Genomic DNA, 22823 nt, shown 5'->3' with positions numbered 1-22823 from the left:
CTTACTTAGCCGCGTTCTCTGCGGCCTTGGCGATGGTGGGCACCACGTTGTCGATTGCCCATTCGATGGACAGCGGGGATGCCGCCGAAACCGAGAGAACTGCCTGATCGTCGCCGAGGATCGCTACCGAATCGGTCGCTGCCGCAGGAAGCTGGCCGTAGAGCTTATTGCTCTTGACCACGTCGTCGAGGTCGTCCCCGGCGAGCGCCGAGGCAAAGACGACGTCTGCATCCAACTCGTTAGCGCGCTCCGGGGACCATTCGAAGAAGAACGCGTCCTTGGGGGTGTTCTTGGTGACGATCTCCGCCTGCTTCATGCCCAGCGAGGTCAGGAAACGCGGGCGGTTGTCCCCCGTGGCGTAGACGTACATGGTCTTCGGGCTGGAGAGATCTACCGAAGCGAAGGTCGCGTCTTTCAGCGCCGGGAACTTTTCCGCCTGCGCCGATAGTTCGCCTTCCAGATCCGAGACCAGCTTCTCGGCTTGCTCGCTCTTGCCCAGCAGTTCGCCGGCCGCTTCGGTGGTGTCCTGCCAGCTGGTGAGGTAGTTGGCCTTCAGCGGTCCCACGGTCGGGGCGATCTTGGAGAGCTTGTCGTACTGTTCCTGGGTCAGTCCCGAGTAGGCGGCGAAGATCACGTCTGGCTTGGATCGGGCAATCTCGTCGAAGTTCACGCCGTCGGCGATGTCGTACTGGGTCGGGGCCTTCTCCGAGCCGATGGAAGCGCCCAGCTCTTCGAGCTTCGCGTCCTTCCAGTCGGTCGAGTTGTTGGCGTTCTGCCCATAGGCGTCGATATCCATGCCCACCGGAACGGTGCCCAGCGCCAGCAGCGCGTCTGCGTTGACCCATGAAATGGTGGCTACCTTGCTTGGCTTCTTGGTGATCTCGGTTTCACCGTAGATGTGCTCGATGCTCACCGGTGCGTAACTCGTCTCTGCGGTCGCAGAGGCGGTTGGTTCCGTAGAAGAAGCTGAGCCACAGGCGCTGAGGCCGAGTGCCAAAATTGCGGAGGATGCTGCCAGCAGGCCAGCACGGCGCGAAATGTTCATGGGTCATAATCCAGACGTTGCGAGTTGTCATGAGATAACGGTTACTTAGGTTAGCCTATGCGAACCGCATGCAACATTACGCTGATTGTGATTCAATACGCAACACGAAGGACATGTAATCCACGCCTCACGGCGCAGAATCGCTTTAGCGGCACCTAACATTTTCCCGGTTCATTAGTCACGACGTGAACCAGCCAGCAACAATCGGCGGGGGTCTGCAATGTTAAGCGACACCCGGATCATCAGCAGCCCGGCCACCAGCACCACCAGCACCGTGCCCACCGTCAGCGGTTTCATCAGCAGCGCCAGCGAGGCGAATGGCAGCACCAGCACCACGGACGCCACCGCGAAGCCGATCGCCACGGTGAGCGCCGGGATCATCAGGCTTTTCACCCGGGCCGCGTTGATCACCGCCAGGTCCATTCCCAGCTTGCCCAGCCCGGAATACAGCTCTTCGCGGTCCAAGGTACCGGCGCACTGGCTGATCGCCGCGGAGATAGCCACGCAAATCAGTGCCAGGCCGAGGGTCACCAGCACGCCGGTGAGCACATCTGTGCCGAGATAGTCTTCCCACGTTCCGGTCGCCTGGGCTTCGCCGAAGCCGAACATGGCCGCCCCGGTGCCGCCGATCACCGCCACGAAGGAGGCCATGGCCACTCCGGAGACCTGGCGCCAGGCGGCCACCGGAGATTCCAGGATCATCCGGGCCGCCAGCAGCTGCTCCGCATTGTTTGCCTTGTTCAGCTTCGATTTACCCACCTTGGCCACCAGCCACGGTCCGATGAGGTTCAGCGCCAGCAAGCCCAGCGCGAATCCACCGATGATGATCGCGATCAGCACGCCCAAATCCACCGGAAGCAAACCCACATTGGTGAACAGCGAATAGAGCACCACGATGCTGCCCACCGTAATCACCGCGCGCAGCCAGCTGGGCACCGGAGCCACACGCCGGGTCGCCACGGCGAGCGGGGTGATTACCAGCTTGCGCAGTCCGGCCAGCGCGCTGATCACCGAAAGCAGCACGACGGCCACGACCGCCAAGGCCGCGGCACCGGCCGGCAAGAAGATCCCCGTGCCGATGGCTTGGCCCTGGAAGGGGACCAGCGCCACGGCCGGAGCCAGCGCAAGATACAGCAGCACTCCGGCCAGGGCCCCGACCAGCGCGGTCACGGCCGCCTGGGTGACCGCCACGGCGCGCACCTGGAATCCGGTGGCCCCCAGCAGTCGCAGGGACGAGAGGGCCCGGTCCTGGGCCCGCGCCGAAAGCTTCGCGGCCGAGGAACCAAGCACGAGCAAGGGAACGATCAGCAGCACCAAGGCGAACGCCGCCAGCGGCACATAGAAGCTTTGCGCTTCGCCGTCCAGCTTGGTGAAGGACCAGGCCCCGCCGAGCACGATGAGCACCATGGCGCTGACCATCGTATAGGCGCCTACGGTGAGCAGCTGCGGGATGCGGCTGGCGCTGGTGGGCCGCCCCAGCAGCCACGCCATATGCAGGATATTCATGAGCGGTGCCCCTCAACCAGTGCATCATCTGCGGTGATCTTTCCATCGTGCAGCGTTAGCACGCGATCGCAACGCGCGGCGACCTGCCGGTCATGGGTGACCATGACCAGAGTCTTCCCTGCCCCGACGGTGCAGCGCAGCAAGGTGTCCAGCACCTCGGCGCCGGTGACCGAATCCAGGGCACCGGTCGGTTCGTCGGCAAAGACCACGCTGGCCCCGGTAACCTGGGCCCGGGCGATCGCCACGCGCTGGGATTGGCCGCCGGAGAGCTGGCCGATCCGGCGTTGCTCCATTCCGGCGAGGCCCAATTGCTGCAAGGCGTCCACGGCGCGCGCGATTGCTGCGCCGCGTGGCACGCCATTGATCATCAGGGCCATGGCCACGTTTTCCTCGGCCGTGAGCTCGGGAATCAGCAGACCCGACTGAAAGACGAATCCGAACGCCTCGCGGCGCAGCTTGGTGCGCGCGGCGTCCTTGAGCTGCTCGACCTGTATTGGCCCCTGGCCGGGAAGGTTGAGTGTCACCGTGCCTGAGTCCGGCAGTTCGATGCCGGCCAGAGCATGGAGCAAGGTGGACTTTCCCGACCCCGAGGGGCCCATGATGGCCACCGCGGTCCCGAGTCCCAGAGCAACATCGATGCCGTCCAGCGCGTGCGTGGTGCCATAGCTGCGGGTGAGCCCTCTGGCCGAAATAAGTGGGTTGGAAACCTTCGAGTTCTGAAGCATATTTCAATGTTCCCAAGTTCTCCCGCTTGGTGCCTCGGAGCACCGATGGAGTTCTTGGTGGGCGATCTCATCCCGCGGTAGGAGCCAGCTCACCGCATTCGGGGCCATTTCGCAGTAGGCTCGAAGGCGATGAAGCTTGAACTGTATACCCAGCCTTTCTGCGCCCCATGTGTGCGGACCCGGCAGGTAGTCCTGCGCGCCGCGAAGCTGCTTCCGCAGCTGGCCGTCGAAGAGATCGATGTCGTCGAACAGGTCAGCCGCGGCCAGGAAATGGGTGTGGCTTCAACACCGGTGATCCGTTTGCTCACCAACGGCGAAGAGAAGTTCCGGGGCACCGACACCCCTACACTGCAGCAATTATTAGCGGCCATCGCCCACGTCAGCGACTAGGCTCACGCACCGTCGCCAGCGATGCTGCACGCGTTCGGGCCCTTTATGGGGAACAATGGATCAGGTGACTAGCGTGCCTCGGATTGACCATGAATGCCTCCAACGAGTGTTGGCAGATTCCACCAACCGCATCGAATGGTTGCGGGCACGGGCACAGGGCATCACCGCCACCGACGTCGCCAAGCTATCCACGGAGAAGTCCATCCGCAATGCGGCCTGGGACAAGCTCTATGGCTCGGGGTTCTCCGGAAATACCTACACCGACCACGGACGGCGCCGCGAACCGGTGATCGCCGCCTGGGTGCAGGAGAACTTCAACATCTTCCCCTCCTCCCAGCTATTCCATGCGCAGCATTCGAGGCTGCACCTGGCAACCCCCGACGGCTTGGGATTCGACGAGGACGGTTCTCCGGTGCTCGCCGAAATCAAGACCACCAATAAGCCGTTTAAGAAGATCCCGAAGAACTACCTGCGCCAGGTGCTCTGGCAGCAGCATGTCATCGGCGCGCAGCGGACCTTATTCGTCTGGGAACAGCACCATAACTTCGTCCCGGTGCAGGCCGTCCCCGAGTTCATCTGGATCGAACGCGACGATACGATGATCCAGGACCTCATCGACAAGGCCGAACTGCTCATCCAGGCGTTGCGCGAGTCGACCTCCCGCGAGCAGCAGTACCTCGACTACGGCCCGGCGGCGCTGCGCCTCTGAGCCGGAGCCCGCACTACATATTGGGATTTTGCATGGTGCGCGGATCCGGCAGGCATTCCGGGTAGCCCTGCACCAGCTCGCTCAAGAGCTTCTCACGCAGCATATTGCGCAGGTTCCACAGATCCCCCGGGTCCCTGGAAGATAAATAAATGGTCACCGTTTGCAACCCGCCGTAGGTGTCGGTCACAAGCAGGCTGTTAGTTCGGCCGTCCCACCAATCCGAGGATTCAAGCAATTCGGTGGTGCGGGTACGGAGGTAATCGATCGGTGCATTGAGCTTCAGTTGCAGGGTGATATTTCCGTCGATTTCGGTGCTGCGCCGCGACCAGTTCTCAAATGGCGTGGTGGTGAAGTAGGTCGAGGGCAGGATCATGCGGCGACCGTCGATCAGGAGCACCACCACATAGGTCAGCGTGATTTCCTCTACCGTGCCGCGTTCGGCTTCCACCACCACGATGTCATCCACGCGAACCGAATCGGTAAAGGCAATCTGCAGCCCGGCGAACACGTTGGCCAGCGAGGACTGCACGGCCAGGCCAACAACTACCGAGGCCAGGCCGGCTGAGGCAAGAATACCTGCGCCCAACGCCCTGACCTGCTCGATTGTCAGCAGCACGGCGGCTACCGCGATGATGCACAAGACCGCTATCAGCACGCGGCGCAGCAGTCCCACCTGGGTCTGCACCTTGGCCAGCCGGCGGCCCGGGCCGAAGCGGCTTCGTATTCTTGCCAGCACCACTTCTTCGACGATCTTCACCAGCACGATAATCAGCCAGGTGAGGAAGAAGACCAGGCAGATCAGCAGCGCAAACTGCCAGAATTTGTAGCCAGCGGCTTCCCGCTGGAAGGCAAGGATCGAGGTTTTGAGGATGATCGAGGCGAAGGTGCCGAATATCGGAATCCGCGCGCCCTTGACGTTGATCTCCCCGAGCCCGGTGCGTTGGAAAATGCGGTGGGTCAGCCCGCTGATCACGAAGGCGAGGATCGCGGCAATGGTTAATCCAACGGCGATAACCACCAGAAATTGCAACGATTCGGGTAGGAAGCTGGAGACTTCAATAACTTCGTCGACAGTGTCATCGATTGGTGCGGATGGGCTTGGCAACATCCTTAAAGCATGTCACAAGACCCTAGCCGACGGCTGTGCGACACCTTGAGTAAACCCCGAAGAGCCCAGACGTATTACAGAAGCGCACCAGATGAATTCCAGTTCGCTTCGGGCTATTGCACCGCGTTGGCGACGGGGTTTTAGTAGTCTCAAGGGCTCGAACCGGGCTCCAGGGCGCAATCGATAGAAAGCCGGTGGTTCACATGCGCCGCACCAAACTCGGATTACTCACAGCGCTCACTGCAGCAACGATGCTCTCGGTGGCACCCGTGGCGGCAGCCGCCCCGGCCGCTAGCCCAGCGACCGCTTGCGAAACCGTATATTGGGGTTCTCTAGCCAAAACCTCAACCAGCTCAACTACGTCGTCAATGACGAATATCCGTACCGGACGCCACACCTGCTTTGACCGGATGGTCCTGGACCTGAACGGCAACCCGGCCGGCTACTCGGTGAAATACGTCAGCGAACTTACCGGTATTGGATCGGGGAAGGAAGTGAGCACCACAGGCGGGGCTCGACTAGAAATTCTGCTGAAGGCCGGCGCCAGCCCGAGCTACAACCCGGGCGCCACCGTCAAGACGCTGAACTATCAGACCTTCCGCCAGCAAGTTTGGCTGGGAAGTTTTGAAGGCCAAACCAAGGTCGGAATGTCCACGCGGGCAAGGCTGCCCATGCGGGTCTTCGTCCTCTCCGGCCCGGATCAGGGATCGCGATTGGTGATCGATGTAGCTCACTATTGGTACTAACCTGTGCTCGCGCTATGAGCCTGCCGTCATGACGGGTGCAACCGCGTAACACCGTGTCAACCTGCTGAATAATGTGCCACGATGCTTATATGTATCGCACATTTGCTTATCAGCAGGTTGACGTTTTTGCCCCCACTGCCTTCAATGGCAATGGGCTCGGCGTTGTCTTTGAGGCAGATCATTTGGACTCCGAGCAGATGCAGCGCTTTGCCCAGTGGCTGAACCTTTCCGAGACCGTCTTCTTCGTTACCCCCAGCAACGCCGAAGCCGACTACGCGATACGCATTTTCACCCCGACCACCGAACTGCCCTTTGCCGGGCACCCAACTCTTGGAGCCGCGCACGCCTGGATCGAGGCGGGCGGCGAGGCCAGCCCGAACGGGCATCTGATTCAGCAATGCGATGCAGGGCTGATCCAGGTTCGGATCGAACGCGAGGCCGGCGAGAACCACGCACGCCGCCTCGCCTTTCTCGCTCCCCCGCTGACTCGCAGCGGACCGCTGGAAGCCGACGTGCTGCAGTGGGCGATCTCCGGGCTAGGGATCAACGCAGAAGACGTCATCGCGCACCAGTGGCTGGTCAACGGCCCGCACCATGCAGGGCTGGTGCTGCGCGACGCCGACCTGGTGCTGGGGATCGAACCGGACTACGCGGCCCTGGACGGCTTGGAGCTCGGAGTCATTGGCCCGTACACCGCGTCAAACGTGACTCAGGGTGTCTGGCAGCCTCACGCCACCGTGCTGCCGCGGATCTCCGGAACCCGCGAAGAATTACGTCCCCTGGACTACTCCGATCAGACGCGTTCGGAGGAGCGCTTCGGCTCGGTGGTGCTGCAGCCTCCGGCAGACTTCGAGGTCCGGGCCTTCGTTCCGGGCGAAGCCATACAAGAGGACCCGGCGACCGGTTCGCTCAATGCCGGATTTGGCGTGTGGCTGACTAAATCCGGCCTTGCCCCGCAGCGCTACACGGTGCGCCAGGGAACGCGTGTGGGCCGTGAAGCCATCTTGCATATCGAGGCGACCGAATATGGGGTTTGGGTCAGTGGCGATGTGGCCACCCGTATCGACGGCACTGTGAGCTTCGACTGATTCCGACGCCAAGCCCACCCAGCTATTTTAGTTTCACCATGCAAGCATTATTCTTGGTCAGTGCCAAAAATTGTGAGCCCCGAATCGGACTTTGATAGAAAAACCGCGTGGAACGCCCTCTGGGCTCTGGTCATCGGTTTTTTCATGATCCTGCTGGACACCACCATCGTGTCCACGGCCATGCCCGCGATCATGGAATCCCTGGATGCAGACATCTCGGGGATCTTGTGGATCAACAGTGCCTATCTGCTCACCTTCGCGGTGCCGCTGCTGATCACCGGCCGCCTGGGTGACCGTTTTGGTCCGCGTAATATCTACCTGATCGGGTTGCTGATTTTCGCGCTCGCCTCCCTCTGGTGCGGACTGTCAACCTCGTTGGCCTCGCTGACCTTTGCCCGAGCGGTTCAGGGCTTCGGTGCGGCACTGATCTCACCCCAGGCAATGACGCTGATTACCAGACTCTTCCCCTACCAGCACCGCGGAGCTGCGATGGGCTTATGGGGCGCGGTGGCCGGTATCGCCACCTTGGTCGGCCCGATTGCCGGCGGGCTGCTGGTGGATTCCATCGGCTGGGAATGGATCTTCTTCATCAACCTGCCCATTGCGGTCCTGAGCTTCATCATGCTGCTGAAATACGTGCCCCGCTTGGCACCGCAGGCGCACTCCTTCGATTGGGTCGGAGTGCTGCTTTCGGCGGTTGCCATGTTTGCGCTGGTCTTTGGCATCCAGGAGGGCGAGGCGACGAATTGGGAACCGTTTATCGGCCCGCTATCCTCCTGGCATCTGATATCTCTGGGCATAGTCCTCTTTGGCGTCTTCATCTGGTGGCAATCGAAAACGGCCAAGGAACCCCTGGTTCCGCTGCGCCTGTTCGCCGTTCGCAATTTCTCTTTGGCGAACCTCGCCATTAGCTGCATGGGCCTGAGCATCGCGACCATGAGCCTGCCGATGGTGTTCTTCTTGCAAAATGTGCGTGGTTTGACCCCCACGCAGTCGGCTTTGATGATCTCGCCGATGGCCATTGTGGCGATCTTTGCCGCACCGGTGCTGGGCAAGACGGTTAATAGGCTCAATCCGCGCACCCTTGCGGTTCCCGGTTTTGCACTGCTCGGTGGGGCGACGGTGGTGTACGCGTTCATGATGCATGCCGAGACACCGCTGTGGACCTTGCTGATCCCTTCTACCGTGCAGGGCCTTGGCTCCGCGATGATCTGGCCCTCGCTTTCGCTGGCCGCGACGAAGGATCTGACCCCGCGCGACGCCGGAGCCGGTTCGGGCATTTATAGCACCACCCGGCAGATCGGCTCGGTGCTCGGTTCGGCGTTGATCGCCGTGATGATGGAATCGCGCGTTTCCGCACAGATCCTCAAGGTCCGGGCCCAGGGCGCCGACGCGATAGGCGAGGCCACCGCGGTGGGCTTGGGCCAGGCCCTCATGCTGCCCGGCCTGGTGGCCATCGCCGCGGTCTTGGTCGTTGTGTTCTTGAATTCCGCAGAAAAGAAACCGGCCGGCTAGCCATCCAAGACAATAAAAACAGGTGCGGCTCCGCGTTTTATACGCGGAGCCGCACCTGTTCAGGTCCTGAGGAAACTTATGCGGACTGGTCCGGCTTATCCTCGCCCTTGGCCTTCTCGACCGTCTCGCCAATCTTTTCCTGCGCGTCGGCAGCGAAGTCCTTCACATTCTCCGTGGCGTCGGCAGCAAACTCTTTGACGTTCTCGGATGCATCACCAGCGAATTCCTTGACGTTCTCGGCTGCTTCGCCCAGCTTCTTTTTTGCGTTATCCAAGAAACCCATGGGTTCTCCTCTTGTTAGGAACTTGATAGTGACTACTGAAAACCTGCAGCCCTAAGTCAAACTTACGTCGAACCCAATGCTCTGCTCAATAGCTTGAGAGTACTACTTCTTTTTCTTAGCCTGCTTGACTGCACGGCGGCCAAAGATCAAGGCCACGGCGATGCCGGCAAGCCAGACATCCTTCGCCAGGGCCGTACCGTCGCTCGTTGGGCGAATGCCATCGGATTCGGTCATTCCCGGAGTACGCAGGTAGGAAGACAGCAGGACACCCGAGAAAGCCCCGAGACCCATGCCGGCCAGGCGCGAGGGAATGATGGGCAACAGCAAGGCGCTGCCCAGCGCGATTTCGGATACCGAGACCGCCTTGCCGAATGCTGCAGGCTCCAACTCGCCCAGCTGAGGAATGCCGTTGGAGGCCAGCTGCTGCAGTCCGGCGGCGCTGGCCTCATCGATGCGCAGTTTGTTGATTCCGCTGTTGAGAATGAATGCGCCACTGACCAAACGTAGAGCGGCGTTTGCGATAGAGATTCCCATGGGCCCTCACTTCTCTTCCAAGTTGTTTTGCGGCCACACTCCTGAAATGAGTGGCCTTGAACCTCAGCGTAGTCACCCCGGGGAATGATCACAATCATTTAGTCCCGTGAGCCGGAGCTGAAAAGTGGAAACATGCTAAATTCAAGAATCATGATCTCTTCATCCGCCGTACCTTCAGCAGCCCTGGACCTCCTCATCACCCAAGGGTTCGACACAACAAGTGTCGACGAGCTCGCGGCGACCGCCGGAATGTCGCGCTCCACGTTCTTCCGCCGTTTCGGCTCCAAGGAAAACATGGTGTTCGCGGATCAGGAAATGATCATCACCCACGTCAAAACGACCCTTGCGGCTTCTTCGGTCAGCGCAACCCAGACCCTGATCGATGCGGCGCATGTGGTCTTCGACCAGTACACCATGAATCCCGAGGCGGCGCAGCTGCGTCACCGCCTGCTGTCTTCGGTGCCCTCGCTGCGGGAACGCGAACTAGTTTCCACCCATCGCTACGAGCGGGCCTTCTACGACTTCCTGTCCGCCCGGGAGCTTGCCGCCAGTGCGCCGCATCGTGCTCTCTGCCTAGGCATCAGCGCAGGGTTAGTCGCCATCCACAATGACCACCTGCGGTTGTGGCTGCGCGACCCTTCGGCCACCGACAGGGAGCGCTTGGCCAGGGATGTGCGTTTATTCCTGGACCGATTCGTCGACTTGCTGGATCCGAGCAATGCTCCGAAATCCTCGGCCAGGTCGCCACGGGTGGTGGTCTCGGTGCTCGACGAAGGCAGCGATGAGCAGACCGTGCTCGATGCGGTGGCAAAAGCCCTGCGTGAACACAAAAAATGACACCTAGTTTCTTGACATGACACTGCGTTCCATTAGGCTGGTTGAAGAATAGTTTTTGACCTTCCGCAAAGGAGCGCCCCCAAATGACCCAGCAGCACACCGAATTCGAGTTTCCCGCCGGTGTTGTGGAGCCCGAGTACGACCTCTGGGCAGACGGGGTAGATATCGACCCCACCGGCGTGCTGGCCGAGGTCGATCCGGCCGACGCCGACTGGCGCGCCAGGGCCCGCAAGTTCATCCTCGAAGAGGTCAAGGACGATATTCACGAATACTGGGACAAGGCAGACTACCCGGTGCATCTGATCAAGAAGCTCGGCGACTACGGCCTTCTGCGTGATGGCCTGGACGTGGACGGGCTGCCTGCCATGAGCCCCATGGCCGCCGGACTGATCAATATGGAAATGGCCCGTGGGGATGGCTCGGTGGCCACCATCGTGGGCGTCCAGGGCGGGCTGGCGCTGCGCTCGATCATGTACTGCGGCAGCCCGGAGCAGAAAGCCAAGTACGGCCTGCCGATGCTCGCCGGGGAGCTTGCCGGCTCCTTCGCGCTGACCGAGCCAACCCACGGCTCGGACTCGGTTGGTCTGGAAACCCGCGCGCATCGGGTTGCGGGCGGCTATGTGCTCAACGGTGAAAAGAAGTGGATCGGCAACGGCTCCATTGGTGGCATCACCGTTCTCTGGGCTCGCGACGACGAGGGCAACGTCCGCGGCTTCCTGGTCGATCAGGATTCCGCCGGGTACAGCGCGACGACCATCAAGCACAAGCTCTCGCTGCGCGCCATCTGGCAGGCGCATATACGCTTGGAAAACGTCTTCGTGGCCGACGCGGAGGTGCTTGAGGATTCGCACAGCTTCAAGGACACCGCACGGGTGCTGTTCGCCACCCGGCTGGGGGTCGCCTGGTCGGCCGTGGGCCATGCCACCGCATGCTACGAATCCGCGGTGCTCTACGCCAAGCAGCGCATCCAATTCGGCCGCCCCCTGGCAGCTAGCCAGATCGTGCAGGAACGCCTGGCTCGGATGCAGTCCGAACTGGCGACCATCCAATTGCTCGCCGTGCAGTCCGCGAAACGCGAAGCCCGCGGCGAACTGACCGGTCCGCAGGCCTCGCTGGCCAAGTACACCGCCACGCGTACAGCGCGCCAGATCGCGTCGAATGCACGCGACCTGCTCGGCGGCAACGGCATCCTGACCAGCAACCGCGTGGCCCGCCACTTTGCCGACATCGAGGCCATCCACACCTACGAAGGCACCGAAACCGTGCAGGCGCTGCTGATGGGCCGCAACATCACCGGCATCTCGGCCTTCGCCTAACCTGCGTTCCTGGAAAACGAGAACCGCGTTGGCCGGCACCGCTTTGGCGGTGCCGGCCAACGCGGTGTTAGCTGCTATTTTGAGCTTTCGCGGCGCAGGCGGTTCTTGGTGTAGGCCGTCGCCTGATGCTCCCACGGGTCTTCGGGCCAAGGATGCCGCGGATACTTGCCGCGCATTTCGGCGCGTACCTGCGCATAGGGTCCGTTGAAGAAAGAGATGAGATCTTCGGTCACCGCCAGCGGACTGCCGGCCGGTGAAAGCAGATGGAACTGCACCGGAAGCTTCCCGCGCACCAACCGCGGAGATTCGCTGAGCCCGAAGCATTCTTGCAGCTTGACCGCCACCACCGCCGGACCGGTTTCATCCACCGGCGGATAGCCAATGCGAATCCGCGATCCGGACGGGACCTGCAATCGCTCGGGAACCAACCCGTCAAATTCGTGCGCATGCTGCCACGGCAACAGGGCGCGCAACGCGCCGACGAGGTCGACCTGCGTCGCGGGCTTCCCCGCGGCGATCTGCTCTAGGCCGGAGGCCAGCCATTGGTGCGCCGTCTGCACCAGTGTCGGCTCATCTACCGGCACAAAAGGCGCACCCAGTAATCGGTGGGCCACCGCCATCCGGCGTCGCAGCGCCGCAAAGGCCGGCTGCTCGCCAAAGAGCGTCAGCGATTGCTCGCGCAACGCCGTTGCCGCCGCCTGTCGGCCGAGTTCCTTGGTGGCCTTGATCGGGTGGGCGGAAAGCTCGATGGCGCCGAAGGATTCGACCTTGCGTGCCGAAATTTTCCCGTCCACCAGTTTCGCGCTCTCGGTGATCCGGTGCAGGTGGCCCAGCAGTCCGAGCACTTGTTCCCACTCGATACCCGCGGCGCGGCGGATCACCGCTCCGGTACTGGTCCCGGCCCGGGTCACCTCGGTGATGGCCAAGAATTCATAATGGGCCAGATGGCTTCCGCGGGGCAGCGAAGCGCGTGTGCCCGAGGCCAGCAGGTATTCGTTGTCCTGGACCTTGCGCGCCACCCATTGCGGGTAGGCCAGAGCGCAGACTCCGGCGAGCGCCCCGTCAGGATCCACGGCCGGAACCTGCCCGGCGAGGCGTTCAAGACGTTTGGCTTCTTGCACCCAGGCCCGGTGTCCCGGATGCGAAGGCCGGCGAACGGAGCTCAGCAGCTCGTTCAGATCGGCGTTGGCGATGCGTTCGGTGCTCGCCAGCAGTGCGACCGCTTCCGCGGTGGGACGCGAGCCGAAATGCTCGGCACCGGCCAGCAAGGCGCGGGCGGTGCGCGGGTCGGCCGGAATCTTCACCATCCGTTCGCCCAGGGCGGTGATTTTTCCTTGCTCGTCCACCGCGTCCAAGCTGCGCAGCACCTCTTCGTCGGTGCGCATCGTGCCCGGCGGCGGCTCCTCCCACAGGGCGAGCCCTTCACCGCGCGGGGTACCCCAAGCGGCCAGAGAAAGCGCGGCCTGCACCAGGTCTCCGGTCTGAATCTCGGGGGCCGAATGAGCCGGTGCGGCCGCGAAGGACTTGGGGTCAAGGGTGCGCACCACGGTTCCTGCCCCGAGCCGCCCGGCACGGCCGGCACGCTGCGTAGCCGCGGCACGGCTGGCGACCACCGTCACCAGGCCGCCAAAGCCACGTGCCGCGTCCCTGCGTGGTTCGCGCGCATAGCCGGCATCGATCACCAGGTGGACGCGCGGTACGGTCAGCGAGGATTCGGCGATCGAGGTGGAAACGATAATTCGCGGTCCCTGTGCAGCCGAAGGCTCGCTGAGCACCTCGTCTTGGGCCTTGGTGGGGATCTGCGAATGCAGTGCAAAGGCTTGGATGCCCGAGGCGCCGATCTGGGCACAGACCCGGTCGACCTCGCGTGCTCCGGGAACGAAGACCAAGGTATCTACCGTTGCCTTGATACCGTGGTTTTGCTGGCGCGAATGCTTCACCGCCACCTGAGCGACATGGCGCAGGTACTCGTCGCTCAACCCGCGCTCGGAGTTGCGCCTACCGGAAAAGCTGTCGAAGAGCTCGGCCACCTCGAATTGCGCGGTGTTGGCGGTGAGCACCGGGGCCGGGGTCTGCCGGGCCAGCAGCTGCGACAGCTCTCGGGCTTGCAGGGTGGCGCTCATGACGATCAGGCTGAGATCCTCACGCAGTTCGCTGACCTGGTTGACCATGGCCAGCAACAGGTCCGTGTCGATGGACCGTTCGTGGACCTCGTCGATGATGACCGCGCTGACCCCCGCCAGGTCGGGGTCCCCCAGCAGCCGGCGGAGCATCAAGCCGGCGGTGACGAATTCAATCTGGGTGTTCGCGGAGCTTTGGCGTTCCCCGCGTACCGCAAAACCTACCCGGTCCCCCAGGGCCGAGCCATCGAGCTGGGCCAGGCGCCGGGCCGCGGCGCGTGCCGCCACCCGGCGTGGCTGGGTGACGATAATTTTTCCGGTGAGTCCTTGTGCCGCCAGCGCTTCGGCCACCGTTGGTGGAACGATGGTGGTTTTGCCCGAGCCCGGTGGCGCCTGAATCACCAGCGGCTGGCTTGGATGGGCACACAACGCGGCGTGCAGTTCCGCGCGGCTGGGACCGAACGCCAACCCCGCGGCGATGCGTTCCAGGTTGAAGGCTGCCCGGCTCATGCTCGCGGTACCGTCCAGAAATTTTCGATCGCACTCACCACCGGTTCGATGGGGTAGAGCGTGCTGCCGTGGGTCCGCCCGGCCAGAGCCACCATGCGGGCGTTGGGCATGGCGCGAGCCATGATCTTATTCTGCTCGAAGCGCGGCTGGTCGCGCGTGCCGATGAGCAGCAAGGTGGGAACCGTGATCTCAGCCAGCTGGTTCAGCGCGATATTCTGCACCGTTTCCGCTGCCTCATAGTAGGCGGCCAGGGCCAGCGGATCATTGGAAAGGAACGCAAACCTGGTAGCGGGATCCAGCCGTCCCCTGGTTTCCTGACCGGTCACAAACCCTTCGATGTCCCCCTGGCGCAGCACGTCGAGGTAGCCGGGGAAGAAGAGCTTGCCGATTTCCCCGTCGGTGATCTCAAAGGTGCCGCCGAGCATGGTCAAGGACAGCACGCGCTCGGGGCTCTGCATCGCCACCTGCAGCCCGCTGCGAGCGCCAAAGGAATAGCCGATGACATGTGCGGCAGCAATACCTAGGTGATCGAGCACCGCATGGATATCGCCGGCGATTTTCTCCATGGTGTAATCGGCGGCCCGGTGGGATTTCACCGATTTGCCGTGGCCGCGCAGGTCCATGCGAATGGTGCGGCGGTTGCCGCCCAGCGCCTTGGTGTATCCCAGCCCGCGCCAGATCGAGCGAGATAGCGCCGACCCGTGCAGGAAAAGAATCGGCTCGCCCGCGGCACCGTCGTCATCAAAGAAGATCTCGGAATTATCTGCGGGGTTATTGATCATTGGCATATAAGCGATTAAATCCTGTCGGGGGCCAGCGGGCAATTTACGTCCGCGCGGCGCGGGCGGCGCTGCCGGTTTTCTATCGACATTGACCGGCAAAAGTATGACACTGAAGGTATGTGGTCGGCGGTTTGACCGCCCAGACACCTAGACCTGCGAGGGAAGGAGCATCATGAGCAATCATCCAGACGAAGAAGTCGGCGCCGAGACTCAAGAACAAGCCAAAGCTCACGTGAAGCACGATCATGACGAGGAGATGGTGGAGGAATGGGAAGACGAATCATTCCCTGCCTCCGACCCACCATCAAACTACTAGGCACGCTAAATCCTAGGAAGCGTTAACTTGGCACCCAGCTGGCGGTAAGGATCTCCTCCTAGAGTGGTTATTACCTTCTCAAGGGTGCGAGTGAATTAGAAGAACCGGTCCGCGCGGACGTTACCTCCTTGACCCCGCGGATCGGTTCTTCATTTTAATCCTCCGCGCGCTGCTTGGTGAACTCGATGGTGGTGGCGCTGCTTGCCGCCACATCCAGTTGCAGCTTCCCTGAGGCATTCTTGGCCACGCCGCTGCCTTTGGCGGCGAATGGCGCTATGGCCGTCAGCTCGGTGGCTTTTATGGCACCGTTTTCTGGGGCATGGATCTGTGCCGCCCGTGTGGCCTTGTATCCCTGCGGAACATTCACCGTGACCGGGTTCTTCGATATTTTCGCCGCATCGTTCTTGTTCACTACGGTGACCAGCACTCGGCTGTTTTTCGCCTTGACGGCGTAGGCCTGGAGGTTTTTGTCTCCGGAGAGCGTCGTCTTCATGAACTGGCTACCGACGCTCAAGCGCGCCAAGCGCATGGCGAGATAGTTCGGCTGGGCCAGCACCTGCCCTGCGCCCAGTTCCCCGGTGCCTTCGGCGGAGCAAACGACAGACATCGGCGCGCCTCCGCGGCAGGCTCCGAGCATCGAGTGCATGTTCATGCGCTCCACGCCCAAACGTGCGGAGTCAAAGATATGGTCCACCGTCCACAGCGCGCTCGCGTGCGTGCGGGAGGTGTTGTTTGTGCCCGGGCAGCTGGTTGAACCGGTCTCTTCCACCCACAGCGGCAGCTTCTTCGCCTCGGCCTTGTCCAAACCGATGCCAATCATCTTCTTGGCGCTATTGCTCACCACCGGGTCCAAGAGGTTCTGCCACTCGGGGCCGCGGCCGGGAATTTTCTCCGAGGAACAATCGTAGGTCGCGTAGTAATGCTGGGTCAGCGCGGTGGTGTTGGGGAGTTTTGCGTCGAGAAATGCGCTCATCCACGAACCGTCAAAGACTCCGGGACCAACGAGCGGAACCTCGCTCCCGGTCTCCTGGTCAATTGCCTTGGCATAGGCTCGCACCTGGGTGACAAACTTCTTCTCATTCCACTGGGAAGGTTCGCGTATCCGGAGTCCCGGGCGGGCATCATTGGTATAGCCGTTGGGTTCGTTGCCAATGGAGATTCCCACCAGGTGATCACCGAAAATCTCTGCCGCGTGCTTAGCCATATCGGCCCCGCGCTTCGGGTCGTAGGTGCCAAGGGGGATGCCGATGGTCACCTTCGCGTCGATCTTCTTGACGGTTTTCATCACGCGCTCAAGGTCTTGTGGAGTGACCAGGGTCTTGCCCTTGGGAGCTTTTTCACCGGTGGAGGTCCAGAACATTTCCCGATCCAGGACATTGCCGCCGAAGCGCAATCCGGGTTGCCCCAACCCGATGAGCATTTCATCGAGATTGCCCGCTGCAGGGTCCCAGCGTGGGTCGCTGAGTTCGGTTGCTTCGAAGGACACACCGATATTGTCATCGCTCAGGCTGGTTCCGAGATTCGAGGCTCCCACCGTGAGGGTGGCCGCCTTGCCATCGGAACGCTTGTTGAACTCCTGCGCGAACTCGGGCAGCGGCTCGGGTGTGGGCTTGGGCGGAGAAGCTACAGCCGAATTTGAGGCGTTGGGTTCTTGCTGATTCTGCCCCGACCCGCCCGAGGAGCAGCCGGCTAGCAGGCCGCAGATCAACATGGCGGCAAGGGATTTTGTCGCTTTGGAAATCACGAAGGTCCTCACAGTTATTTGCAGCATATCCAAACTTCACCCTATCGCGGGAGCGCTTATTCTCTGCTGACGTGACTTCTTCTGCGCCGCACAAGAAACCGCGATGCATACCAATAAATGCCCTGCAGTTTTCGGCTGCCCCTCCCCTGGATCTCGGGTTCACTTTTATTCGCGGCCGTTAAATCGGTGATGAACCGGTAGTTCTGCCATAGAGTTGTGCACAGATAGCAACAGGTCTTTCTACAGAAAGGTTCTACGTGGAGTACGAACTCGTTAATCCGCATCCAGACAGCCACCGCCCCTATGTCGCTGCAGCTAGCCGCTATGAGAACTTCGGCTACCGTCGCGTCGGTGATTCCGGCCTCGTGCTGCCTCCGCTGTCTTTGGGCCTGTGGTGGAACTTCGGCGACAACCGCCCCTTCGCAACCCAGCGCGAAGTCCTACGCCACGCGTTTGACCATGGCATCAACCACTTCGACCTGGCGAATAACTACGGACCTCCGGCCGGCTCGGCGGAAGAGAACTTTGGGCGCATGATGCGCAAGGATTTCATGCCGTACCGCGATGAGCTGATCATCTCCTCGAAGGCCGGCTACGAGATGTGGGCCGGGCCTTTCGGCACCTACGGTTCACGCAAGTACTTGCTGGCGTCGGCAGAAGCGTCGCTGAAGGCGATGAACCTGGACTACGTGGATATCTTCTATTCGCACCGCTACGATCCGAAGACTCCCCTGGAGGAGACCATCGGCGCGCTCGATACCCTGGTGCGCCAGGGCAAGGCCACCTATGTGGGCATCTCCTCCTATTCGGCCGAACGCACCGCGCAGGCCAAGGCGATCGCAGTCGAGCTGGGCACCCCGCTGGTAATCCACCAGCCGTCCTACAACATCTTGAACCCTTGGGTTGAGCATGGCTTGCTGGCTACCTTGGAAAAGGAAGATATGGGAGCCATCGCGTTCACCCCGCTAGCGCAGGGTCTGCTGACGGATAAGTACCTCAAGGGCACCGAAGTGCAACGCCAGGGCGGGCGCCGCTCCCTCGAAGCCCAACTGACCGAGGGGAACCTGGCCAAGATCCACAAGCTCAACGACATCGCGCAACGCCGCGGCCAGTCGCTGGCGCAGATGTCCTTGGCCTGGCTGCTGCGCGAGGGCGCGGCAACTTCGGTGCTGATCGGAGCTTCCTCTACCAAGCAGCTCGATGAGAACCTGGGCGCGTTGAACAACCTTCAGTTCACCGAGTCCGAGCTCAAGGAGATCTCTGAGATCGCCCAGGGCGACGCCGGAATCGACTGGTGGAAGAACTCCGCGATCAGCTAAATCCTGCGTTCGGCCAATACACCCACAAGACGTTGCTCGGAACATCTTGTGGGTGTTTTGCTTTCCACGGCGAACGGGAGACATTCGCGAGGAATCAGTCATAAATTCCAGACGTTTCAACGGATCTGCGTGTGGCTGAATTTTTGAACTGAGGATATGCTCGAATAAGACGCTTCGTGAAGTGATTCACATTCATTTTACGGACGTGGTGCGTATCGTGGAATCCACATACCCACACCAGACCTCAACTCAGACTAGACAGGAGCATCATGAGCGCCCCGACCTATAAGGTACTTAACCCAGCGACCGGTCAGATCGTTGAAGAATTCCCGGCAGCTACAGATGAGCAGGTCGAGCAGGCGCTCACGTCGGCGCAATCGGCCTTTGAATCGTGGCAGAACGTCGACATCAACGAACGCGCGAAGATCGTCAACCGGGTCGCGCAGCTCTTCGCTGATCGTGCAGATGAACTTGGCAAGATCATGACCATTGAAATGGGCAAGCCGCTGTCCGAAGCCGTGGGCGAGGCAGAATACTGCAAGGAGATCTTCGAATACTTTGCGACCGAAGGTCCAACCTTGGCCGCAGATCAGGAGATCAAGTCCTTCTCCGGAGGCCGGGCAGTCGTCCAGCGCCGCCCGGTCGGCCCGCTGCTTGGCATCATGCCGTGGAACTTCCCGCTCTACCAGGTGGCCCGCTTCGCCGCCCCCAACCTGATGCTGGGCAACACCATCGTGCTCAAGCACGCCGAGTCCTGCCCGCGTTCGGCATTGGCCCTCCAAGAAATCATGGACGAGGCAGGCGTGCCCACAGGCGTCTACAACAACGTCTTCGCCACCCATGATCAGATCTCCACGATCATCGCCGACCCGCGCATTCAGGGCGTATCGCTGACCGGCTCCGAACGCGCCGGCGCAATCATTGGCGAGCAGGCCGGACGCAACCTGAAGAAAGCCGTGCTGGAACTGGGCGGCTCGGATCCGTTCGTCGTCCTCGACTCCGATGACGTGGCCGGCATCGCCGAAACCGCGTGGGGTTTCCGCATCGACAACACCGGTCAGGCCTGCAACTCGAATAAGCGCATGATCGTCATGGACGATATCTTTGACGGTTTCGTCGCCGAACTGACCAAGCGCGCCGACGGGCTCACCCCCGGTGACCCGCTGGCCGAACTTGAAGGCACCTTCGCCCCGCTCTCCTCACGCAAGGCCGCCGAAGACCTTGACGCCCAGGTGCAGGACGCGGTGTCCAAGGGTGCCACCTTGCACGCCGGTGGCGTGCTACACGAGGGGCCAACCGCCTACTACTCCCCCGCGGTACTCAGCGGTGTCACCAAGGACATGCGCGCCTACTATGAAGAGCTCTTCGGCCCGGTAGCCGTCGTGTACAAGGTCACCAGCGACGACGAAGCGCTGGAGCTCGCCAACGACACCATCTACGGCCTGGGCGGTTCGGTGCACTCCACCGACGAGGCCCGCGCCGCGAAGGTCGCTATGGGGTTGCAGTCCGGAATGGCGAACGTGAACATTGCTGCTGCCGAGGGTGCAGAAATGCCGTTTGGTGGCGTGAAGCGCTCGGGTTTCGGCCGCGAACTCGGGCCGCTGGGCATGGAAGAATTTGTGAACAAGCGCCTGTTCTACATCGGCGACTAAACACATAACGCTAATGGTCCAGAGGAACTGGGGAGTTCCTCTGGACCATTAGCGTTTAATCATGTTGAGTGCAATGACACTCAAGCGTTGGTGAGCTCCTTGTCAGGAACAGTTACCTCGGGTTCGATTGCTTCTTTACGAAGGACTTTCGTATTGATGAAGCCCCTGATTGACACCCACTCGCGGTTTGAAATAAACAGCAGGTCGAGTGCGATCATTACCAAAGAGAACTGCCATAGCCCGGCGAGAAGCGCCGCAATTCCTACGTGCATGGTGAACAGCACTGCGACAGCCCATGGCCGCGTTTTGCGCCAGATAACGAAGAATACGAAACCACCCTGAGCAATGAGCGTTAGCCAGGAGGAGATCTTGATAAATAGGCTCGACTGCCAAAGTAGCTCGTTGATCATTGGGTAGATCTGATACGCCTGTAGGTTCATGGCGTAGAAGAAGCCCGTACCGTCAATCCAGTTTTCTCCGATCAGCTTCAGATAACTGGAGATCAAATAAACGATTACGATCTGCGTCATGCATAGCAAAAGGGCAATGTTGTGCAACAAGTTCCAAAGCTCATTGCTCTTCGGCTTACTGCGGATCGTTGTCTTACGTCGCCTGAGCCATGAATCCACCGAGAAATACTCGCTGAGATTCGCGAATATCAGGAACAGCAACGTGATTCGTCCCAATGTATCCCCACCGTTGGTGAGGTACGAGTTGTTGGATTGGAGCGCTACTAGCATCAGGAGAATGAGCGGCGTAATGTACCGAGTCTTCCAACCCGCAATGAAGATGAGGACAAGCACGATGAATGCAACGTATCCAATATCAAAAAACAGTTCATTACTTTTGCTCAAAACCGTATCGAAAGTCCAGTAGCCGCGACGCTTCGCCTCAGGATCTACCCACCAAGAAGCAGGTCCCCAGAGAAGTGAACGATCAGTGAAGCTCGGGACTAGGACCGTCAGCATCCCGATGCCGTAAATGATACGCAACAGGGAGAAGCTGATCAGAGAATGCTTGGACTCAAGAAGCCAACTTCCAAACTTATTCGTCACTGAAATCATAGTTTAGTGACCTTCCTGACGATCAATCATTTGTTCAAGGTGCTCAACTGCTGGTTCATAGGCTCCGGCATCGGAGGCCCTCCACCCGAAGGTTGTGATGCGGTCTTTAAACTGGTCCGATTCCATGAACCGATGCTCGAAGTCATTGTTCTGTTTGCGGACCACACGCCATTGGACTTCGCTTGCTGGATTACCTGAATGCGCTTCGGCAAACACAGTTGCGTATCTAACTAGCATGTAGTCCATACGCACGAAGCGTACGACGGAAGACGAGTTTTTTTGTTTTCCTTTAATTGAACTGACGATTTCAGAGTCATCCATGACGTTCCGCTTGCCATTTGATCTGGTTACGAAATCTTCTCGTGCCTGCTCACGTTGATCAGATGTCAGCTTGTGATACCTGGATAAGTATGAAGTCGAAACGTTCTGGCTGAGTTTCTGAATACGTGAGGGTGCCAGCTGTCCCTTGTTTCCTCTGCGTTCAATGGCAGTCACTGGAATCCAGTCGGTCTCGATAGTCTTCCCGTCGTCATTAACAGTTCGACTTCTTACCTCGAGAAAGTAATCCTTTTTCTGAATATTAGGTGCGAAGACGTTCCATTTCTGACTGAAGTACGGCGAAAGTGTGCTTTTGATCGGGCTCGACGCTTCGACAGACATCGATAGTGCGACGGTTGTGTAACCAAGCACCATCACCAACGCCGTGAGAACTGCTATAAATCGTTTCTTCTGACCTTGTTTGGCCATCATTACCTCTCGAACGCCCGATCATTCCCTGACCGAGTACGGGCCCAGCCGGGAATCTCACCGGTCATGACTGCAAAAATGTCGACATCGTATCTCTGTCGAGATTGCTGCTCCTGTCCACGAAAATGGATTTTAGTCTTCTGCGCAGCCAGCAGCATTTCTCTTACTTTTATGTACTTATTTTATGTTAATTGAACTTAACGGAGTTCGTGGAATTCAAATCTCGTGAAAATAAAAAGTCTTGAGCTGGGCAACAAGTATCTGTTGCCCAGCTCAAGACTACGGTGTTACTTTATGGCCAATTAGGCCTTCTTGCGGCGGATTACTGTAATAGCTCCACCTGCAATTACGAGCAACAGTGCAAGTCCACCAATGACCAGTGGGGCGCTGGCGCCGGTGTTAGCCAGGCCATCCTTCTTGTCATTGTTCTTCTTGTCATTGTTGTCCTTGGAGTTATCCGAACCATCAGCGTCGGTGCCATCGGTGCCATCAGCATCGGTAGCGTCAGCATCAGCATCAGTTGCATCAGCATCGGTAGCGTCAGCATCAGTTGCATCAGCATCAGTTGCATCAGCATCAGTTGCATCAGCATCGGTAGCGTCAGCATCAGTTGCATCAGCATCGGTAGCGTCAGCATCAGTTGCATCAGCATCGGTAGCGTCAGCATCAGTTGCATCAGCATCGGTAGCGTCAGCATCAGTTGCATCAGCATCGGTAGCGTCAGCATCAGTTGCATCAGCATCGGTAGCGTCAGCATCAGTTGCATC

Annotated in this window: 22 protein-coding genes (1 of these 22 cut by a window edge); 10 read left to right on the top strand and 12 right to left on the bottom strand. The window is 60.2% G+C overall.

Features of this window, described 5'->3' with window-relative positions:
• Position 1 precedes the first annotated feature (1 nt).
• From CQ017_RS16050 to CQ017_RS16040, 3 genes are all read right to left on the bottom strand, one after another.
• Positions 2–1045, bottom strand: a complete 1044-nt coding sequence (locus CQ017_RS16050; protein ID WP_105554539.1) for an ABC transporter substrate-binding protein — start codon at positions 1043–1045, stop codon at positions 2–4.
• A 174-nt stretch (positions 1046–1219) separates the two neighbouring features.
• Positions 1220–2551 (bottom strand): FtsX-like permease family protein, encoded by a 1332-nt coding sequence (locus tag CQ017_RS16045; protein ID WP_105554538.1) that lies wholly within the window; start codon positions 2549–2551, stop codon positions 1220–1222.
• Entirely contained in the window at positions 2548–3276 is a 729-nt protein-coding gene (locus CQ017_RS16040; RefSeq protein WP_105554537.1) for an ABC transporter ATP-binding protein, read from the bottom strand. The genes CQ017_RS16045 and CQ017_RS16040 overlap by 4 nt, the downstream gene beginning before the upstream one ends.
• A 129-nt stretch (positions 3277–3405) precedes the next feature.
• Between CQ017_RS16040 and CQ017_RS16035 the strand changes: the two genes are divergently transcribed.
• Both CQ017_RS16035 and CQ017_RS16030 read left to right on the top strand, forming a co-directional pair.
• A complete protein-coding gene (locus tag CQ017_RS16035; RefSeq protein ID WP_105554536.1) occupies positions 3406–3666 on the top strand; it encodes a thioredoxin family protein in 261 nt (86 codons plus the stop codon).
• Positions 3667–3730: 64 nt separating this feature from the next.
• Positions 3731–4375, top strand: a complete 645-nt coding sequence (locus CQ017_RS16030; protein WP_258133763.1) for a YqaJ viral recombinase family protein — start codon at positions 3731–3733, stop codon at positions 4373–4375.
• Positions 4376–4388: 13 nt separating this feature from the next.
• Here CQ017_RS16030 and CQ017_RS16025 read toward each other — a convergent pair whose 3' ends face one another.
• Positions 4389–5483 carry a mechanosensitive ion channel family protein gene (locus tag CQ017_RS16025; protein WP_105554534.1) on the bottom strand — a complete coding sequence of 365 codons (1095 nt, stop codon included), beginning with the start codon at positions 5481–5483 and terminating at the stop codon, positions 4389–4391.
• 368 nt (positions 5484–5851) lie between these two features.
• On the opposite strand from CQ017_RS16025, the gene CQ017_RS16020 reads away from it, so the two are divergent.
• The 3 genes from CQ017_RS16020 (at position 5852) to CQ017_RS16010 (ending at position 8832) form a co-directional block, all read left to right on the top strand.
• The gene (locus CQ017_RS16020) at positions 5852–6229 is read left to right on the top strand and encodes a hypothetical protein (protein ID WP_258133762.1); all 378 of its coding nucleotides are present in this window, start codon (positions 5852–5854) and stop codon (positions 6227–6229) included.
• An 89-nt stretch (positions 6230–6318) separates the two neighbouring features.
• Positions 6319–7317 (top strand): PhzF family phenazine biosynthesis protein, encoded by a 999-nt coding sequence (locus CQ017_RS16015; protein ID WP_105554532.1) that lies wholly within the window; start codon positions 6319–6321, stop codon positions 7315–7317.
• Between the two features lie 60 nt (positions 7318–7377).
• Complete coding sequence (locus tag CQ017_RS16010) at positions 7378–8832, top strand: DHA2 family efflux MFS transporter permease subunit (protein ID WP_105554531.1); 1455 nt, start codon at positions 7378–7380, stop codon at positions 8830–8832.
• 76 nt (positions 8833–8908) lie between these two features.
• Here CQ017_RS16010 and CQ017_RS16005 read toward each other — a convergent pair whose 3' ends face one another.
• On the bottom strand, positions 8909–9115 hold the full coding sequence (locus CQ017_RS16005; protein ID WP_181150575.1) for a hypothetical protein: 207 nt from the start codon (positions 9113–9115) through the stop codon (positions 8909–8911).
• Positions 9116–9217: 102 nt separating this feature from the next.
• Entirely contained in the window at positions 9218–9649 is a 432-nt protein-coding gene (locus CQ017_RS16000; RefSeq protein ID WP_096289286.1) for a hypothetical protein, read from the bottom strand.
• A 150-nt stretch (positions 9650–9799) separates the two neighbouring features.
• On the opposite strand from CQ017_RS16000, the gene CQ017_RS15995 reads away from it, so the two are divergent.
• Together CQ017_RS15995 and CQ017_RS15990 are read left to right on the top strand one after the other, a co-directional pair.
• A complete protein-coding gene (locus tag CQ017_RS15995; protein ID WP_181150574.1) occupies positions 9800–10486 on the top strand; it encodes a TetR/AcrR family transcriptional regulator in 687 nt (228 codons plus the stop codon).
• Between the two features lie 83 nt (positions 10487–10569).
• A complete protein-coding gene (locus CQ017_RS15990; protein ID WP_105554529.1) occupies positions 10570–11802 on the top strand; it encodes an acyl-CoA dehydrogenase family protein in 1233 nt (410 codons plus the stop codon).
• A 74-nt stretch (positions 11803–11876) separates the two neighbouring features.
• Here CQ017_RS15990 and hrpB read toward each other — a convergent pair whose 3' ends face one another.
• Positions 11877–14432: an ATP-dependent helicase HrpB gene (gene hrpB, locus CQ017_RS15985; protein WP_105554528.1), complete on the bottom strand. Its 2556-nt coding sequence runs from the start codon at positions 14430–14432 to the stop codon at positions 11877–11879.
• Entirely contained in the window at positions 14429–15214 is a 786-nt protein-coding gene (locus tag CQ017_RS15980; protein ID WP_105554559.1) for an alpha/beta fold hydrolase, read from the bottom strand. Before CQ017_RS15980 ends, hrpB begins: the two co-directional genes overlap by 4 nt.
• Before the next feature lie 172 nt (positions 15215–15386).
• Here CQ017_RS15980 and CQ017_RS18195 point away from each other — a divergent pair, with 172 nt between their 5' ends.
• Positions 15387–15530 (top strand): hypothetical protein, encoded by a 144-nt coding sequence (locus tag CQ017_RS18195; protein ID WP_176484320.1) that lies wholly within the window; start codon positions 15387–15389, stop codon positions 15528–15530.
• Between the two features lie 154 nt (positions 15531–15684).
• On the opposite strand, the gene CQ017_RS15975 is transcribed toward CQ017_RS18195, so the two are convergent.
• Complete coding sequence (locus CQ017_RS15975; protein ID WP_146112514.1) at positions 15685–17274, bottom strand: hypothetical protein; 1590 nt, start codon at positions 17272–17274, stop codon at positions 15685–15687.
• Between the two features lie 257 nt (positions 17275–17531).
• On the opposite strand from CQ017_RS15975, the gene CQ017_RS15970 reads away from it, so the two are divergent.
• Positions 17532–18593 carry an aldo/keto reductase gene (locus CQ017_RS15970; protein WP_105554526.1) on the top strand — a complete coding sequence of 354 codons (1062 nt, stop codon included), beginning with the start codon at positions 17532–17534 and terminating at the stop codon, positions 18591–18593.
• Positions 18594–18862: 269 nt separating this feature from the next.
• The gene (locus tag CQ017_RS15965) at positions 18863–20245 is read left to right on the top strand and encodes an NAD-dependent succinate-semialdehyde dehydrogenase (RefSeq protein WP_105554525.1); all 1383 of its coding nucleotides are present in this window, start codon (positions 18863–18865) and stop codon (positions 20243–20245) included.
• 80 nt (positions 20246–20325) lie between these two features.
• Here CQ017_RS15965 and CQ017_RS15960 read toward each other — a convergent pair whose 3' ends face one another.
• From CQ017_RS15960 to CQ017_RS17945, 3 genes are all read right to left on the bottom strand, one after another.
• Positions 20326–21309: an HTTM domain-containing protein gene (locus CQ017_RS15960; protein ID WP_105554524.1), complete on the bottom strand. Its 984-nt coding sequence runs from the start codon at positions 21307–21309 to the stop codon at positions 20326–20328.
• A 3-nt stretch (positions 21310–21312) separates the two neighbouring features.
• Entirely contained in the window at positions 21313–22059 is a 747-nt protein-coding gene (locus CQ017_RS15955) for a DUF5819 family protein (protein WP_105554523.1), read from the bottom strand.
• A 343-nt stretch (positions 22060–22402) separates the two neighbouring features.
• Positions 22403–22823, bottom strand: partial view of a choice-of-anchor G family protein gene (locus CQ017_RS17945; RefSeq protein ID WP_181150573.1) — the end only. 2066 nt of this gene lie beyond the right edge of the window; the window shows 421 of its 2487 coding nt (coding positions 2067–2487); its start codon lies off the right edge, out of view — the gene reads right to left on this strand; it ends in the stop codon at positions 22403–22405.

The organism is Arthrobacter sp. MYb224 (assembly GCF_002975455.1).
Lineage (GTDB): Bacteria > Actinomycetota > Actinomycetes > Actinomycetales > Micrococcaceae > Glutamicibacter.
Note: the sequence above shows the minus strand (reverse complement) of the source record. Positions and strands in the feature narration are given on the sequence as shown.